This window comes from Plantactinospora endophytica (genome assembly GCF_016862915.1).
Taxonomy (GTDB): Bacteria; Actinomycetota; Actinomycetes; order Mycobacteriales; family Micromonosporaceae; genus Plantactinospora; species Plantactinospora endophytica.
In genome coordinates, this window is the sequence record NZ_BONW01000001.1 from 302,766 (window position 1) to 318,156 (window position 15,391).

General features: G+C 72.5%; 13 protein-coding genes. 8 read left to right on the top strand and 5 right to left on the bottom strand.

The genetic code is table 11. The features are described 5' to 3' along the window. Positions 1–21: 21 nt before the first annotated feature. On the bottom strand, positions 22–1,278 hold the full coding sequence (locus tag Pen02_RS01315; protein WP_372445539.1) for a DUF4032 domain-containing protein: 1,257 nt from the start codon (positions 1,276–1,278) through the stop codon (positions 22–24). A gap of 148 nt (positions 1,279–1,426) precedes the next feature. Here Pen02_RS01315 and Pen02_RS01320 point away from each other — a divergent pair, with 148 nt between their 5' ends. Together Pen02_RS01320 and Pen02_RS01325 are read left to right on the top strand one after the other, a co-directional pair. Continuing rightward, positions 1,427–2,179: a phosphatase PAP2 family protein gene (locus tag Pen02_RS01320; RefSeq protein WP_203864012.1), complete on the top strand. Its 753-nt coding sequence runs from the start codon at positions 1,427–1,429 to the stop codon at positions 2,177–2,179. 10 nt (positions 2,180–2,189) lie between these two features. Then, the gene (locus Pen02_RS01325; RefSeq protein WP_203864013.1) at positions 2,190–3,464 is read left to right on the top strand and encodes an APC family permease; all 1,275 of its coding nucleotides are present in this window, start codon (positions 2,190–2,192) and stop codon (positions 3,462–3,464) included. 7 nt (positions 3,465–3,471) lie between these two features. Here Pen02_RS01325 and Pen02_RS41480 read toward each other — a convergent pair whose 3' ends face one another. Beyond that, positions 3,472–4,062, bottom strand: coding sequence for a thioredoxin-like domain-containing protein (locus Pen02_RS41480; protein ID WP_239139867.1), 591 nt, complete (start codon positions 4,060–4,062; stop codon positions 3,472–3,474). 770 nt (positions 4,063–4,832) lie between these two features. On the opposite strand from Pen02_RS41480, the gene Pen02_RS01335 reads away from it, so the two are divergent. From Pen02_RS01335 to Pen02_RS01345, 3 genes are all read left to right on the top strand, one after another. Further along, positions 4,833–6,422 carry a COG1361 family protein gene (locus tag Pen02_RS01335; RefSeq protein WP_203864014.1) on the top strand — a complete coding sequence of 530 codons (1,590 nt, stop codon included), beginning with the start codon at positions 4,833–4,835 and terminating at the stop codon, positions 6,420–6,422. A gap of 238 nt (positions 6,423–6,660) precedes the next feature. Then, complete coding sequence (locus Pen02_RS01340) at positions 6,661–8,082, top strand: WGR domain-containing protein (RefSeq protein ID WP_203864015.1); 1,422 nt, start codon at positions 6,661–6,663, stop codon at positions 8,080–8,082. A gap of 222 nt (positions 8,083–8,304) precedes the next feature. Further along, complete coding sequence (locus tag Pen02_RS01345; protein WP_203864016.1) at positions 8,305–9,624, top strand: EI24 domain-containing protein; 1,320 nt, start codon at positions 8,305–8,307, stop codon at positions 9,622–9,624. Positions 9,625–9,672: 48 nt separating this feature from the next. On the opposite strand, the gene nagA is transcribed toward Pen02_RS01345, so the two are convergent. The 3 genes from nagA to Pen02_RS01360 form a co-directional block, all read right to left on the bottom strand. Next, the gene (nagA, locus tag Pen02_RS01350; RefSeq protein ID WP_203864017.1) at positions 9,673–10,791 is read right to left on the bottom strand and encodes an N-acetylglucosamine-6-phosphate deacetylase; all 1,119 of its coding nucleotides are present in this window, start codon (positions 10,789–10,791) and stop codon (positions 9,673–9,675) included. A 165-nt stretch (positions 10,792–10,956) separates the two neighbouring features. Then, on the bottom strand, positions 10,957–11,922 hold the full coding sequence (locus Pen02_RS01355; RefSeq protein ID WP_275413542.1) for an ROK family protein: 966 nt from the start codon (positions 11,920–11,922) through the stop codon (positions 10,957–10,959). Next, positions 11,919–12,848, bottom strand: coding sequence for an SIS domain-containing protein (locus tag Pen02_RS01360; RefSeq protein ID WP_203864018.1), 930 nt, complete (start codon positions 12,846–12,848; stop codon positions 11,919–11,921). Before Pen02_RS01360 ends, Pen02_RS01355 begins: the two co-directional genes overlap by 4 nt. Positions 12,849–13,072: 224 nt before the next feature. Between Pen02_RS01360 and Pen02_RS01365 the strand changes: the two genes are divergently transcribed. From Pen02_RS01365 to Pen02_RS01375, 3 genes are all read left to right on the top strand, one after another. Next, a complete protein-coding gene (locus Pen02_RS01365; RefSeq protein WP_203864019.1) occupies positions 13,073–13,858 on the top strand; it encodes a DeoR/GlpR family DNA-binding transcription regulator in 786 nt (261 codons plus the stop codon). Positions 13,859–13,972: 114 nt separating this feature from the next. Next, the gene (locus Pen02_RS01370) at positions 13,973–14,650 is read left to right on the top strand and encodes a hypothetical protein (RefSeq protein WP_203864020.1); all 678 of its coding nucleotides are present in this window, start codon (positions 13,973–13,975) and stop codon (positions 14,648–14,650) included. Positions 14,651–14,817: 167 nt separating this feature from the next. Continuing rightward, positions 14,818–15,336 carry a hypothetical protein gene (locus Pen02_RS01375; RefSeq protein WP_203864021.1) on the top strand — a complete coding sequence of 173 codons (519 nt, stop codon included), beginning with the start codon at positions 14,818–14,820 and terminating at the stop codon, positions 15,334–15,336. The last annotated feature ends 55 nt before the right edge of the window (positions 15,337–15,391 follow it).

Here is a 15,391-nt window from a genome sequence, read left to right on the forward strand (position 1 = left end):
CCCCCGTGACGGGGTAACGGGTCAGCCGACCTCGACGCCGAGTACGGCCTGCTCGTCCGGGCGGTGCACCAGCTCGTCGGCCAGGAACGACTGCACGGCCGGGGCCAGCCCGACGTCCCGGCCGGCCCGCTCTGACAGCCGCCAACGGTGCTCGATGACCTGCACGAACAGTTCGGCCGGTTCGAGTTTCCCGCGCAGGTGTGCCGGTACCGCCCGGACGACCGGCTCGAAGACCTCGGTCAGCCAGCGGTGCGCGGCCTGCTGTTCGTCGGTGAGGTCGCTCTCCGCCCGGTACGTGTCGAGGTCGTTGAGCAGCCGGCGGGCCTGGTTCTCCTCGGCGTCCAGCCCGGTCAGCCGGAGCAGCCGTCGGGTGTGGTAGCCGGCGTCGACCACCTTGGGCCGGACCAGGTAGCGCCCGTTGTCCACCACCGACATCGCCACCTCGGCGACGTCGAAGCCGAGTTCGTTGAGCCGGCGGATCCGGCCCTCGATGTCGTGCCGGGCCTCCCGCTCGATCTGCTGCTCGTAGGTGATCTCGTGCCACAGCCGCTGGTAGCGCAGTACCACCTCCTCGCAGACCACCTCCGGGTCGATCGAGGGGTGCAGCAGCCCGGCGGCCTCCAGGTCCAGCGCCTCGCCGAAGATGTTGACCCGGGCGATCTCCAGGTCCTCGTCCCGCTGCCCGTTGGAGAGCTGCGAACGCAGCGCGCCGGTCTCGGCGTCGACCAGGTAGGCGGCGAAGGCGCCCGCGTCCCGCCGGAACAGCGTGTTGGACAGCGAGCAGTCGCCCCAGAAGAAGCCGGTGAGGTGCATCCGGACGATCAGTGCGGCGAGCGCGTCGAGCAGCCGGTTCAGCGTCTCCGGGCGCAGCGTGTGCGAGAAGAGCGCCCGGTAGGGGAGGGAGAACTGGAGGTGCCGGGTGATCAGCACCGGGTCGAGCGGCTCGCCCCGGTCGTCCTGCCGGTCGGCGACGATCGCGACCGCCTGCACGGACGGGAAGTCGATCCGCTCCAGCGACCGGAGCAGGTCGTACTCCCGCTCGGCCACCCGTTCACCGGTCTCCTTGACCGCGTACACGGTGCCGGCGAGGCGGACGAATCGCACGATATGCCGGGAGATTCCCTGCGGCAGTGCCACGAGCTGGTCGGCGGGCCACTCCTCCAGCGGGGTCGACCAGGGAAGGTCGAGCAGCGCCGGGTCGACGAGGGCCGAGGTGATCCGCACGGCAACAAGCATGCCGGTCCGGGCCGCCCGGCGCCGCATCACGTGTGCGGGCACACATCGCCGCCCGTCGCGCCGCTGGACGCCGACCGTCGTCTCGTCGGCGGCCAGCGCTGCCCGTCGCGCCGGGACCGCCGCGCGCCGGGAACCGGCCGTCCGCCGTGCTGCGCGGGCTCGGTGCGCCCCGCCCGGTAGCGTGGTCGGAATGCGGGAAACCACGACGGTACGCCGACCGCTGCGACTGCGCCCCGTCCGTCCGGCCGGCTGGTGGCTCGACGGGGTACTCGTCGCGGCGGTGGTGGCGTTGACCGCCGCGCTCGCCGCCGGCCAGTTGCTCGGGCTGGACCTGGCGGTCCGGGACTGGGTCGACGCGCACCGGCCGGGACCGGCGTACTGGGTGGCCCGGGTGTTCAACTCGCTGGGCCAGGGCGGCTGGTTCCTGATGCCCATCGCGTTCGGGCTGGCCGTGCTGGTCGGCTGGCGCACCAGGTCGGTCCGGCCGCTGCTGGTGCCGATCGGCGCGTTCGTACTCACCTCGTTCACCGTCGGCCCGCTGAAGCTGTGGCTGGACCGGGGCTATCCGCACAACTTCGAGCTGGCGCATCCGGAGCGGCTGTTCAGCGACCCCGAGGGCGGCACGGCGTACCCGTCCGGGCACGTGGCGAACGCCATCGTCTGGTACGCGGCCATCGCGATCCTGCTCGCCGCGCTGCTGCGTACGCTCAACCGGCTGGACGCCCCACCCGGCCTGTACCTCGTGATCCGGGTCGCGCCACCGGCGATCGTCTTCTGCACCACCACCTACCTGGGCTGGCACTGGATCACCGACTCGATCGCCGGGCTGCTGATCGGGCTGGTGCTGGGCCGGTTGCTCAGCCGGGTGCCGTGGGACGACGTACCGCTGCCGGCCCTGCCCGGCGGGGTGCACCGACGCGGAGTGTTCACCGACGACCTCTAGGTTCGACGGCGTGGAGCGGCTGGAACGACGACTGGGCGTACCCGATGCGGTGGTGATCGGCCTCGGGTCGATGCTCGGCGCCGGGGTGTTCGTGGTCTTCGCCCCGGCGACGGCCGCCGCCGGCAGCGGACCGGCCCTGCTCGGCGCGCTGGCCCTGGCCGGCCTGGTCGCCTTCTGCAACGCCACCAGTTCGGCCCGGCTCGCCGCCCGTTATCCGGAGTCCGGCGGCACCTACGTCTACGGCCGGGAACGGCTCGGTCCGTTCGCCGGCTTCCTCGCCGGCTGGGGCTTCGTGGTCGGCAAGACCGCGAGCTGCGCGGCGATGGCGCTGACCATCGGGGCGTACCTGTGGCCCGGGTATCCCCGGCCGGTCGCGGTGGCCGCCGTCGTGGCCGTGACCGGGGTGAACCTGCGCGGTGTGCACAAGACCGCCCGGGTGACCCGGTGGCTGGTGGCGGTGACCCTCGGCGTGCTGCTCCTGGTGGCGCTGGTCGGGCTGCTCGGCGGCGAGTTCCGACCGGCCCGGCTCGGCGACACCGTCGGTGAACCGGGCGGCGATGTCTTCGGTGGGCTCGGTGGTGCGCAGGGTGTCGGCTTACTCACCGCCGCCGGGCTGCTCTTCTTCGCGTTCGCAGGATATGCCCGGATCGCCACGCTCGGCGAGGAGGTACGCGAGCCCGACCGCACGATCCCCCGGGCGGTACCGGCCGCACTCGGGCTGGTCCTGGTGATCTACCTGGGGCTGGCCGTGGTCACGCTCGCGGTGCTCGGGCCGGCCCGGCTGGCGGGCTCGGCCGCGCCGCTCGCCGAGGTGGTGGACGCCACCGGGCTGACCGGGCTGACCTGGCTGGTCCGGGCCGGTGCGACCGTGGCGGTGCTCGGGGTGCTGCTGGCGCTGGTCGCCGGGGTCGGCCGGACCACCCTGGCGATGGCCCGCCGCCGGGACCTGCCCGGTGGGCTGGCCGCCGTGCATCCGACGTACCGGGTGCCGCACCGGGCCGAGCTTGCCGTCGCCGGGGTGGTGATCCTGGTGGTGCTGGCCGGCGACATCCGAACGGCGATCGGCTTCTCCAGTTGCACCGTGCTGGTCTACTACGCGATCACCAACGCCGCCGCGCTGACCCTCGGGCCCGACCCGGACCGCCGGCTGCCGGTCCGGGCCCTGGCCGGGCTCGGGTTGGCCGGCTGCCTGCTGCTCGCGGTCACCCTGCCGCTGGCCAGCGTGCTGGCCGGCGTCGCCGTACTCGCCGTCGGCGCGCTCGGCTACGCCGTCCGGCGCCGCTGACCCGCCGCTACCTCGTCGTGGTGATCCCGCCGCCGCAGGGTGCGCCCGGCTCGATCGCCGCCCGCACCCGGTACGCCTCGATGAAGGCGCCGATCGCCTCGTCGTCAGCGTCGTCCACGGTGAGCTGGTAGCCCCACGCCTGGAGCGAGATCGGCGCCGACTGCCCCGGGTACGGGCTCAGCATCATGTGCGACAGCCCGCGTACCCGGGTGATGAGCTTGCCCATCTCGGACGCCGGCAGACCCGGTCGGTGGGTGATCCACACGGCGCCGTGCTCCAGACTGTGCACGGCGTTGCCGTCCTCGATCGGCGCGGTGTAGACGTCGCCGTTGCAGTTCTGCCAGCGCTGGAAGTGCGGGCCGCCGGCCGGCGGGGTCATCGGGTAGCTGACCGGGGCGTCGACGTGGGTGGTGGCCAGGGCGCCCGGGTTGGTTTGCCGATAGTTGACCACCCCGGAGAGGTCGCCGCCGTCGTCGTTGCTCTGCCGGTACCAGAGGTAACCGCCGACCCCGCAGACCAGCAGCAGGAGCAGCGCGACGCCACCGGCCACGATCCCGATGACCAACCCGGTCTTCGAGCCCGACTTCGGCGGCGGCACCGGCTGCCCACCCTGGTACGGATATCCCGGCTGGCCGTAACCGGGTGCCGGGCCGGGCGGCTGGGTGTAGCCGGGCTGTGGCTGTCCGTACCCCTGCGCTGGCTGTCCGTATCCCTGTGGTGGTACCGGCGGGGTGCCGTAGCCCGGTTGCGGCTCGGCGGCCGGGTACCCGGGTTGCGGCGGGTACGGTCCGGCGCCGGGGCCGGGCTGCGGCGGAACCGGCGGAGCCGGTGGGTAGCCGGGTGGCGCCGGGAACTGTCCCGGCACCGGTGGCGGCCCGACAGGTGCCCCGGACGCAGGTGGCGGACCGGCAGGTGGACCGGACGGCGGAGCGTATCCCGGCGGCAGTGGGCCCGGCGGGGAGGCCGGCGGCTGCCCGGCCGGCGGTTCAGGGTTGCTCATCGTGATTCGCCTCCGACCGGGTACGCGGGCCACGATCCTATCGAGGACGTAACCGGCGCGTCGCCGAGGCGGATCCGCCGCCGTCCGTGCCCGACGTCCGCGCCTGGGCCGCCTGCCGTCGGGCGAGGAGCGCCGGCCGCCAGTCCGGAGCGCGCGCCGGAGTGCCGCCGAGACGTCCACGACGGACCCTGATGTGTGGCGATCGAACGGGTGCTGATTCCCGCACATCGGTCGGCCTTCCGGACGGGTCTACCCGGCACCCTCGGCCGACGTTCGCCGACCGATCGGGCAGCAGACGGTGGTTGTCGACCGTTCCGGGCGAAATTGGGGCGACGCGCCGGGCACCTGGTCGGGTAGCTTCCCGCCTCATGTCCCGAACCCGAACCCGATGGGCTCCCGCTGCGGCTGCCGCCCTGCTCGCCGGTTTGTCGGTCAACGCCGTCACACCCCCGGCGGCGGCTGCTGAGGCAAGCCCCGCCCTCTCCGTCTCGTACGCCATCGAGGCGCGGATCGACAACACCGAGACCACAGTTCCCACCTACCTGTACAACTACGGCGACGCTCCGGCGACCGACGTGACCGTGGCCTTCGACGCCAGCGGGTTGCGCGACGTCACCATCAAGGCGTGGGAGTACGCCGAGGAGTGCAAGCTCGCGGGTGCGGTGGTGACGTGTGAGTACCCCGACCTCGCGCCTGGGCAGACCGAGATGGTCTACCCGTTCACGCTGGCCAGCAAGCCACGGTCGGAGCCGGGTCCGGCGGGCACCGTGAAGGCGACGATCCGGGGCGTGGCACCGGACGGCAGCACGCACAGCGGTGGCGGCGACCTCGACGTCACGATCGTGCCGACCGGCCCCGACCTGGTCGCCCAGGCGGAGAACCTCAACACCGCGGACAGCCGCGTCGGTCCTGGGGACGAGGTCGGGTTCCGGGGTGCCCTCTACAACGACGGTGACACCCCCGCCGAGGGCTTCTTCGTGCGCATCCAGCTCCCGACCGGTGGCCGCTGGATCGACCAGTACGAGGACTGCACGTACATCGACTACTGGCCGGGGGAACACCCGGACGGCTACGCGTACGGGCCGTCCGAGGTGGTGTGCACGGCTCCGCTGACGCTCGCGCCCGACGAGGGTTTCCTGCTCTTCGACCCGGAGAGCGGCGAGTCGATCTTCAACGCGTACTTCGGTAAGAACCTCGCGGGTCCGACCGAGACCGACGGCTTCTTCGAGGTCGGGCTGCTCGACGACCTGGGCGAGAACGCGGCGCGGGTCGCCACGCGCAAGGGGACGGGCAAGTCGTTCGCCGACGCGGTGAAGAGCCTGGGCAGCGCCAAGAAGGGCGCGAAGGGCGTCGCCCGGGAGGTCGACACCAACGACAACGCCGTCTTCTACAAGATTTGGACCAAGGCGAACACCAACGACTTCGCGGTGACCGCCGAGCCGGTCAGCGGCGCGGTCGGCGACACCGTGACGGTGCCGTACACCCTGGTCAACAACGGTCCGTCGGACGGTGCGGCCGGTTGGCGCATCGTCGCGCCGACCGGCACGGTGCTGGTGCGCGGCGGCGACGAGTGGTGCTACTTCCTCGACGAGAACGGCCACCGGACCGACGAGTTGCCCGAGGTGGGCTGCGGCATCGAGAGCGAGTGGCCGTCGAAGGCGTCCGGCCAGGGCACGGTGCAGGGTGCGATCAAGGTACGGATCATCTCCGAGCCGGGCGACAACGGCACGATCAAGGTCACCAGCTTCGGCCCGTCGAAGGACAACGTGCCGGGTAACGACGTGGTGCCGCTCTCCATCGACACGAGCGGTGGCGGCGGCGGTGGCGGCGGTCTGCCGGTCACCGGTGTGAAGGCCGGCATCGCCGGTGGGGTAGGGGTCGCGGCGATCGCCCTCGGCGTCCTGCTCTACGTGTTCACCCGGCGCCGCCGGATCGTCACGGTGGTACCGAAGAACTAGCGCTCCGTCCCGGTGGGAGGGTGCGGGTCGCCCGACCCTCCCACCGGGCCGCGCCGGCTCTTCTGCGGCGGCGCCGAAGCCACGGCGGGTCATCGCCGCGTGGGGGCGACCACGCTCCGAAGGGGACATTCGCGCGACGACCAGATTCTGTCGGTCCCGTTGGTTACCGTCTGCTTCGTCGCCGCCGCTGGTGTTCTGCCGGTGGCTGTCACCCTCACCCCCGGAGGCGTAGACCGTTATGTCGCAGGAGACGACCTACCTCGAACTGTCCGAAGCAGACGGTGGCTCGCACAAGTTCTACGAGGTGACCGTCGACGGCTCGGAGCTGACCGTCCGCTACGGCCGGATCGGTGACCAGGGACAGGTCAAGCGGACCAGCTTCGCCAATCCCGACCGGGCTCGGAAGGAGGCGGCCAAGAAGGTCGGGGAGAAGGTGCGCAAGGGCTACGCCCCGGCCGTACCCGGGCAGCGACAGAAGCGGTCGGTCTCGCGTCGGCAGATCGTCAGCACCCGCTCCACCGCCCGCCGGGCACCGGTGCTCTGGCGCTACGACTCGGGCGCCCCGGCGTTCGGCATCTTCGTCGACCGGCAGGGCTGCATGGTCGGCAACGAGCACGGCGTGATCACCACGCTCAACCACGACGCCGAGGTGGTCCAGCAGTACCGGCTGCCCGACGGGGTCAAGTGCATCGTCGCGGACGACGACTGGCGCTACGCCGGCTGCGACGACGGCAACGTCTACGACATCTCCGGCAAGGTGCCCCGGCTGGCCTACCGGATCGCGCCGGACATCGACATCTACTGGCTCGACATCTACGACGGCGTGCTCGGCGTCTCCGACTCCGGCGGCGGGATCGCCGCGATCGACCACGAGGACGAGTTCATCTGGCGACGGCAGGGCCACGGCTCGTCCGGCTGGATGGTGCGGTGCGACGTCGACGCCATCTACCACGGCGCCTCGAAGGGTGTGACCAGCTACGACTGGCGTACCGGGCAGCAGCGTTGGCACCAGCGGACCAGTCCGGTGCTGTTCGGCTGGCAGGAGCCGGGCGCGGTCTACGCCGGTACGTCGGCGAGCCAGGTGGCCCGGCTCAGCAAGCAGGGGCAGTCGGAGCGGATCTACCAGTGCGACGCCCCGATCTACTCCTGTGCCACCGCCCCGGGCGGCGAGTACGTCTTCGCCGGGGACAGTTCCTCCTCGGTCTACTGCTTCGACGCGGCCGGCAACCGGCTGTGGAAGCTCGGCACCGGGTGCGGTTCGGCCTACTCGATGCAGTACCACGAGCAGCGGCTCTACATCGTCACCACCACCGGCGCACTGGCCTGCATCGACGCCAGCGAGCCGGCGATCCACGCGGCACAGCAGGGCAGTGTGCCGGAGGTGGTGGACGTGAAGGCGCCACCCCGGATGCCGGCGGTGCTGCCGTCCACCACGGTCGAGATCACCCACGTGGCCGGCGACGGCGTGCTGGTGGAGTGCGTCGAGGAGGGCGGTCGGCTGCGGATCCACGTGCTCTCCGACGGATACCGGCGGGACTGGCTGGTGCAGTTCCCCAAGGGCATCCGCGAGCCCCGGGCCCGCTACCTGGTCAGCGAGGTACGCGAGTCGGGGCGGGGCGGCTTCTACCGGGCGTACGGCGACATCCGCCGGCTCGTCTGAGCCGCTGCCCGCCGCGCACCACCACCGATCGCCGTACTCCCGCCCCATGGCACGGTTTTCTTCTGCCGGCATTTCCGTATCTCCGGAACGGGACGTCGATCAGCCGGATCGGGAACTACACTGCTCGATGGCCGGGGTCCGGAAGTCCGGCAACTGCCGCCATCGTCCGCGCTCGCCCCGACCGCTACGGCTTCTTCGAGAGACGGAAGGTCGTCGAGGCTGATGCGTACGCCTGAGCCGGAACCACCTGTCCCGACCCGACCTGCCGAGGCCGCCGCCCCGGGCCTCGACCCGTTCCCGGTCGTCCCGCCCGAGGCGGCGGCGCTGGCGCCGGTGGACCCGATCCCGCCCGCTCCGCGCGGGCAGTGGATTCCACGGCAGGTCCCGAACGTCGAGGCGATTCGCCAGGCCGGCCGGGCGATGGCCGGCGGTGCGGCCCAGACCGCCGCCGCCGTCGCCGCCGGTGCGGCGCAGACCGCCGGGGCGGTGGCTGCCGGCGCGGCGCAGACGGCCGGGACTGTTGCCGCCGGTGCCGCGCAGACTGCTGGTGCGGTGGCCGCTGGCGCGGCGCAGACGGCCCGTACGGCCGCCACCCGGGGGAGCCGGCCGATCGTCAACCTCTTCGCCGGGATCGGCTACTTCTTCCGGGGCGTTGGGCGGTTCCTCCGCAGTCCGGTGCTCTGGTTCTACGCCCTGGCCCCGCTCGTGCTGCTGGCGTTGGTGCTGCTCGGGCTCGCGCACACCGTCGAGGCCGGTGCCGCCGTCGTGATCGGCTGGCTCACGTCCTTCGCCGAGAGCTGGCCACAGTGGATCCACAGCACCCTGGGCGAGATCCTGCACTGGGGCGTACGGATAGCCGTGCACTTCGCCCTCGGCTATCTCGTACTGCCGCTGAGCATCGTGCTCGGCGCACCGTGCTACGTCATGCTCGCCCGGCGACTGGAACGCCGGCTCGGTCCGGTCGATCCAACGGCCGGTCCCACCCCGACACCCTCGTTGTGGCGGGCGTCCGGCGTCGCCGTCCGGCAGGCGGTCCTGATCACCCTGGCGGTCCACCTCGGCTGGCTGCTGCTCGTGCCGCTGCTGCTGGTTCCCGGACTCAACGTGTTCGTGGCGATCGGTACGGTGGCCGTCTTCAACGGCTTCCTCGTCGGGCTGCTGATGCTGGCGATCCCGCTGCACCATCACGGCACGTCGACGTTCCGGGGGCAGTTCCGGGCGGTCTGGCGGCACCGGGCCAGCGCGATCGGCTTCGGCGCCACCAGCGGGCTGTTGCTGGGCGTACCGTCCATCCCGTTGCGGGCGGCCGTCGCGCCGATGGTCTTCACCGGCGCGGTACTGCTGCACCGCCGGATGCGCCGCGCCGACGCGTCGATGCTCGGTACGCCCACGCCCGCCGTGATGCCGGCGGCGCCACCCGCCCCGGCATCGCTGGCCGCGCTGGCACCCGCCCCGCCACCGACGGCCGCGCTGCCACCCACTCCGGCGCCACCGGCCGCGCTGCCGCCGGCTGGATCGGCGGACCACTGGACCGGCGGCTAGGCGCGTTCGGGCGCGTTCGGCGAGGAGTTGATTCTCGGGTCCGCGCTACTACTCGATCCACTCCCCGGCGCGCATCACCCGGACGACGTTCAGGTCGTCGTCGAGTACCAGCAGGTCGGCCCGCCAGCCGGGCAGCAGGGCGCCGACCTGGCCGAGCCCGATCGCCCGGGCCGGAGTGGTGGCGGCCATCCGGCAGGCGTCCACGATCGGTACCCCGGCGGCCACCGCCGCGCGCAGCGCCGCGTCCATGGTCAGCACGCTGCCGGCGATCGCCCCCGGCGAGGAGTCCGAGGTGGCGAGCCGTACGGTGCCGTCGGCCACCACCACCGGCTGGCCGCCCAACTCGTACTCGCCGTCCGGCATCCCGGCGGCGGCCATCGCGTCGGTGATCAGCGCGGCCCGGTCCGGTCCGGCCACCCCGGCGGCGAACGCCAGGGTGCCCTGGTGCAGGTGTACGCCGTCGGCGACCAGTTCGCAGACCACGTTCGGCGAGCCGAGCAGGGCGAACACCGGTCCCGGCTCCCGGTGGTGCGGGCTGGGCATGCCGTTGAACAGGTGGGTGGCCACGGTCGCGCCGGCGATCACCCCGGCACCGGTCTGCTCGTAGCTGGCGTCGGTGTGCCCGATCGCCGCGACGACCCGTCGGGAGACCAGCAACTCGATCGCGGCCAGCGCGCCGGGCAGCTCGGGGGCGAGGGTGACCATCCGGACCGCACCGTCGCCGACGGCGAGTAGTTCGGTCAGTTCGTCCAGCGACGGGGCGCGGAGGAACTTCGGGTTCTGTGCACCGCACCGCACCGCCGAGAGGTACGGCCCCTCGTAGTGCACGCCGGCCAGCACGCCCTCCTTGACCAGCGGCGCGTACGCCTCGGTGGCCTCTCGCATTAGCTCGTACGGCGAGCTGACCAGGCTGGCCAGCAGGCTGGTGGTGCCGTGCGTGAGGTGGAAGGCGGCGGCGGCCCGGGCGGAGTCGGCGTCACCGGTGGTGAAGGTGTGCCCGCCGCCGCCGTGGGTGTGTATGTCCACGTAGCCGGGGACGATCCAGTGCCCGTCCCGGATCGACGGATACTCGGCGACCGCCGATATCCGCTCGCCGTCCAGTTCCACGCACCCCTGCCGGATCACTCCGGTCGGGGTCACCACCTTGCCACTGACCCGGACGGTCATCTCGTCTCCTCGCCGCGTTCGTCGTCGCCGTGACGTGTCGCACCGGGCCGGCCGATCACCTCGGCAGGCCCGGGAAGGTCGTTCCCCCGCCGCATTCGCCATCGCCGCGCTCGTTACCGCCATCAGACCCCGGACCGTGCCGGCCGGGGGCTCCGCCGTGCCCGGTCACGTCGTGTTCAGGGCGTCGAGGGCGAGCAGGGCGGCGCCGAGGCAGCCGGCCTCGTCGCCGAGGGCCGCGCGCAGCAGCCGGGGCTCGGTCTGGAAGGTCAGACGCTGCCGGAGTGCGGTGCCGAGCGGGTCGAGCAGGTCGGCGCCGGCCTCGGCCAGGCCACCGCCGAGCACGACGACCTCGGTGTCGTAGAGCGCCTGGGCGATGGTCAGGCCGTCGGCCAGGGCGTCGATCGTCTCCCGCCACACCTGGGTCGCGTTCTGCTCGCCGCCCACCGCCCGGGCGACCACCTCGGCGGCGGTCGCCGGGATGCCGGTCAGCGCGGTGTAGCGCCGGCCGACGGAGGCGGCGGAGGCGACCGCCTCCAGGCAGCCGAGCCGGCCGCAGCCGCAGGGCGGTCCGTCGGGGCGTACGACGACGTGGCCCAGCTCGCCGGCGGCGCCGTGCGCGCCCGCGAAGGCCGACCCGTCGACCACGTGCGCGGCGGCGATTCCGGTGCCGATGGCGAGGAAGAGCACGTGCCGGGTGCCCTGTCCGGCGCCGAGCCGGGCTTCGGCGATGCCGCCGACCCGCACGTCGTGGCCGAGCGCCGCCGGCAGTCCGAGCCGCGTGCCGACCATCTCCCGCAGGGGTACGTCCCGGAAGCCCAGGTTGGCCGACCAGACCGCCCGGCCGGTGGTCTCGTCCACCACGCCCGGCACCGCCAGCCCGACGGCGACCGGAATCAGCCCGTTGGCCCGGGCCTTGCCGGCGAGCCCTTCGGCGACGTCCAGGATGCTCGCCGCCACGGCCTCCGGCCCCCGTTCGGCCCGGGTGTGGTGCCGTTCGGTGTGCAGAGTGCGGCCGTCCGGCCTGACCAGCGCGCACTTCATTCCGGTACCACCGACGTCGAGCGCGATCACCACGTCGCCGGTCCGGTCACCGTTGGCGGTGCCCGCGCCCGGCGTGGCGCTGTCGGTCACGCCAGCACCACGGACCGGGTCAGGTGCCGGGGCGCGTCCGGGTCGAGCCCGCGCCCCTTGGCCAGGGCGACCGCGAAGCGCTGCGCCAGGATCAGGTCGGCCATCGGGTCCAGCGGCGGCCGGCCGGCGGCCCAACCGCCGATCACCGCGTGTACGCCGTTGGTCCGGCTGTGTACGAACGCCGCCCCGGTCGCCGCGATGTCCTCGGCCAGCCCGTCCGGGATGTCGCCGAACGCCCAGACCACCCGGCCGGGCGCGGCGATCGAGATCGGTCCGTGCCGGTAGTCCATCGCCGGGTACGCCTCGGCCCAGGCGGTGGCCGCCTCGCGGCACTTGAGCGCCGCCTCGTGGGCGATGCCGACCGTCCAGCCCTTGCCGAGGAAGGTGATCTGCTCGACCCGGGCGGGGTCGAACGGCAGCGGGGCGCGTACCGCCACCTCGGCGTCGGCGGCCAGTGCGGAGATCTCGGTGCCGAGGTGGGCGCGGAGCAGGGCCAGGGTGCTGGTGGCGAACCGGGTCTGCACCACCGACCGCTCGTCGGCGAACGGCAGCGCGACGGACTTCTCGGCGAGGTCCACGGCCGGTGAACCGGCGTCGCCGACGATCACGGTGCTCGGCCGGCGCCCGCGCAGCGCGGCGAGTACGTCCAGCACCTCCGTGGTGGTGCCGGAGCGGGTGATCGCCACCACCCGGTCGTAGCGGCGGTCGAGCGGGAACTCGGAGGCCTGGAAGGCGTCGGTCTCGCCGTGCCCGGCGCGCTCGCGCAGCCCGGCGTACGCCATGGCCATGAACCAGGAGGTGCCGCAGCCGACGACCGCGACCCGTTCGCCCGGCCGGGGCAGTGCGCCGGTGGAGTCGGCGGCGAGTGCGGCGGCCTGTCGCCAGCACTCGGGTTGACTGCTGATCTCCGCGTCGACGTGGCCCATCGCAGCTCCTCGCGGGCGAGAAATCCGCACCGGCAGGCGGCGCCATGTGACGGCGGACCGGCCTGCGCAATACGGCTCGGTTTAACGGTCTTTCGCGCGTCATTCTGCGCGAAAGACCGCCGCCCTGGCAACCGCGCGCAGCTTTGCGCAGAACAGAGTTTTGCGGCTGCGCGTTTCGCGCACTATTGTGCACGGAATCTCCGCAACGAAGCTGGAGGCCCGGGGTGGATCGCTACGCGAGATGGAACGCGCTACTCGAACTGCTGACCGACACCGGTCGGGTCAGTGTCGAGGACGCGGCCGACCGGCTGGACGTGTCGCAGGCGACCATCCGGCGTGACTTCGACCAGCTCGCCCAACAACAGATGATCACGCGTACCCGGGGTGGGGCGGTCGCCAACGGCGTCTCGTACGACCTGCCGCTGCGTTACAAGACGGCCAAGCACTCGGCCGAGAAGCAGCGGATCGGTGCCGCCGCCGCGGCCCTGGTCGCCCCGGGGATGGTGGTCGGGCTCAACGGCGGTACCACGACCACCGAGGTCGCCCGAGGGCTGGCCGTCCGGCCCGACCTGAACAGCAGTGCCGACGGCGCCCAGTTGACAGTGGTGACCAACGCGCTGAACATCGCCAACGAGCTGCTGGTCCGGTCCCGGATGAAGATCGTGGTGGCCGGCGGGGTGGTCCGGCCGCAGTCGTTCGAACTGGTCGGCCCGCTCGGCGGCGCGCTGCTCCGCGAGGTCACCCTGGACGTGGCGCTGCTCGGGGTGGACGCCATCGACGTACAGCTCGGTGCGGCGGCGCACCACGAGGGCGAGGCGTCGATGAACAACCTGATGGTGGCGCGGGCCAAGCGAGTCGTGATCATTGCCGACTCGTCCAAACTGGGCGGGCACGCCTTCGCCCGGATCTGCCCGATCGAACGCGTCGAGACGCTGGTCACCGACTCCGGCGCCGACCCGGCGACGGTGCAGGCGTTCCGGGACGCCGGCGTCAACGTCGTCACCGCCTGATCCTCCACCGACGGCGGGACCGCTCGCGGCCGTCCGACGCTCCACCTGCCCGACGTCGCTCCGTAGTCAATCTTGCGGGCCGCTTGACAGGCTAAAGCTAATCACATTAGCTATATGGCTATGAAGCATCCGCAGGTCATTCCGCCCCCGCCGTCCGCCGTCACCCGGACCCGACCCGGTGCTGTCCTGCTCGCCGCCGTCGGTGCCCTGTTCGTCCTCTATCCGGCCGTCCGGCCCTGGGGCGACGAGTCCACCCCGGCCGGAGCGGTCGCGGCGATGGGTTCCACCGCGTGGGTGACCTCGCACCTGTTCGCCATGATCGGCTTCGTCCTGCTTCCTCTCGGGCTTCTCGCGCTGCGTCGAGCGGTCGACGGCACCCCGGGGCAACGGCCGGCGGTCGCCGCGCTGCTGACCGGGTGGATCGGCGCCGGGCTGGTCCTGCCGTACTACGGCGCCGAAGACTTCGGCCTGAACGCCCTCGCCCGCGAGGCCGCCGAGGGCCAGCCGTTCGACCTGCTCGCCGTCGTCGAGGCCGTACGCTTCGGTCCGGCCGCGGTCAGCACCTTCGGGATCGGACTGCTGGCGCTGGGCGTCGGCGCGATTCTGGCCGCGCTGGCGGTCTGGCGGTCGGGGACGCTGGCCCGCTACAGCGGGATCCCGTTCGCACTCGGGTTCGCCCTGTTCCTGCCGCAGTTCTTCACGCCCGCAGCGGTGCGGATCACGCACGGCGTGCTCGTCGGGATCGGCTCGGCCTGGCTGGCCTGGGAACTCTGGAGAGCGGAAACCCGCTAGCCCGAGCGACTCGGCCGACGACTCGGCAGAACGATTCAGCCGAACGATTCGTTCGAAGGGCGGGGCGGAGCGGCGTCTCGGGCCACCAACGGGCGATGTGGACGAACCGGGCATCGCCGTACGGTCGTCTCCGTCCAGTCCGAATCAGTGATGGCGAGGTGTTTCCGATGACCGGACACGACGACGAGCGGAGGCGGTTCCTGCGGCGGGCCGCCGGTGCCGGCGCGGTGGCGATCGGTGCGGCGGTGACCGCGAGCGGGGTGGCGGTGGGTCCGGGCGGGGCTGCCCAGGCGTCCCCACCGGACCGCCGGAGGCCGGACAGCCCGGTCGTGGGTACCTGGCGTGGTGTCGTCACGTTGCCGCACGAGGAGGAGGTGGCACTCTTCACCTTCCTGCCGGACGGCTTCTTCCTCTCCTTCGCCCAGGGGATGCACATCGCCACCGGGCGCTGGGAGCCGACCGGGCGGCGTACCGCCACGTTCACCCTCTGGCAGGTGCTGCCGGAGGACCTGAAGGGGATGCCGCTGCGCTACAACGGCGAGGTCCGGGCCCTGCACCACGCCGAGGTACGCGGCGACACGCTGACCAGCCAGGGCACCTACCGGGGGCTCGACATCGACGGCAACGAGACCGGCCGGGGGCCGGTGAGCGCCCGGGCCACCCGGTTCGACATCAGCACCTTCTGAGCATCAGCCCCTTCTGAGCATCAGCACCTTCTGAGCATCAGCCCCTTCTGAGCAT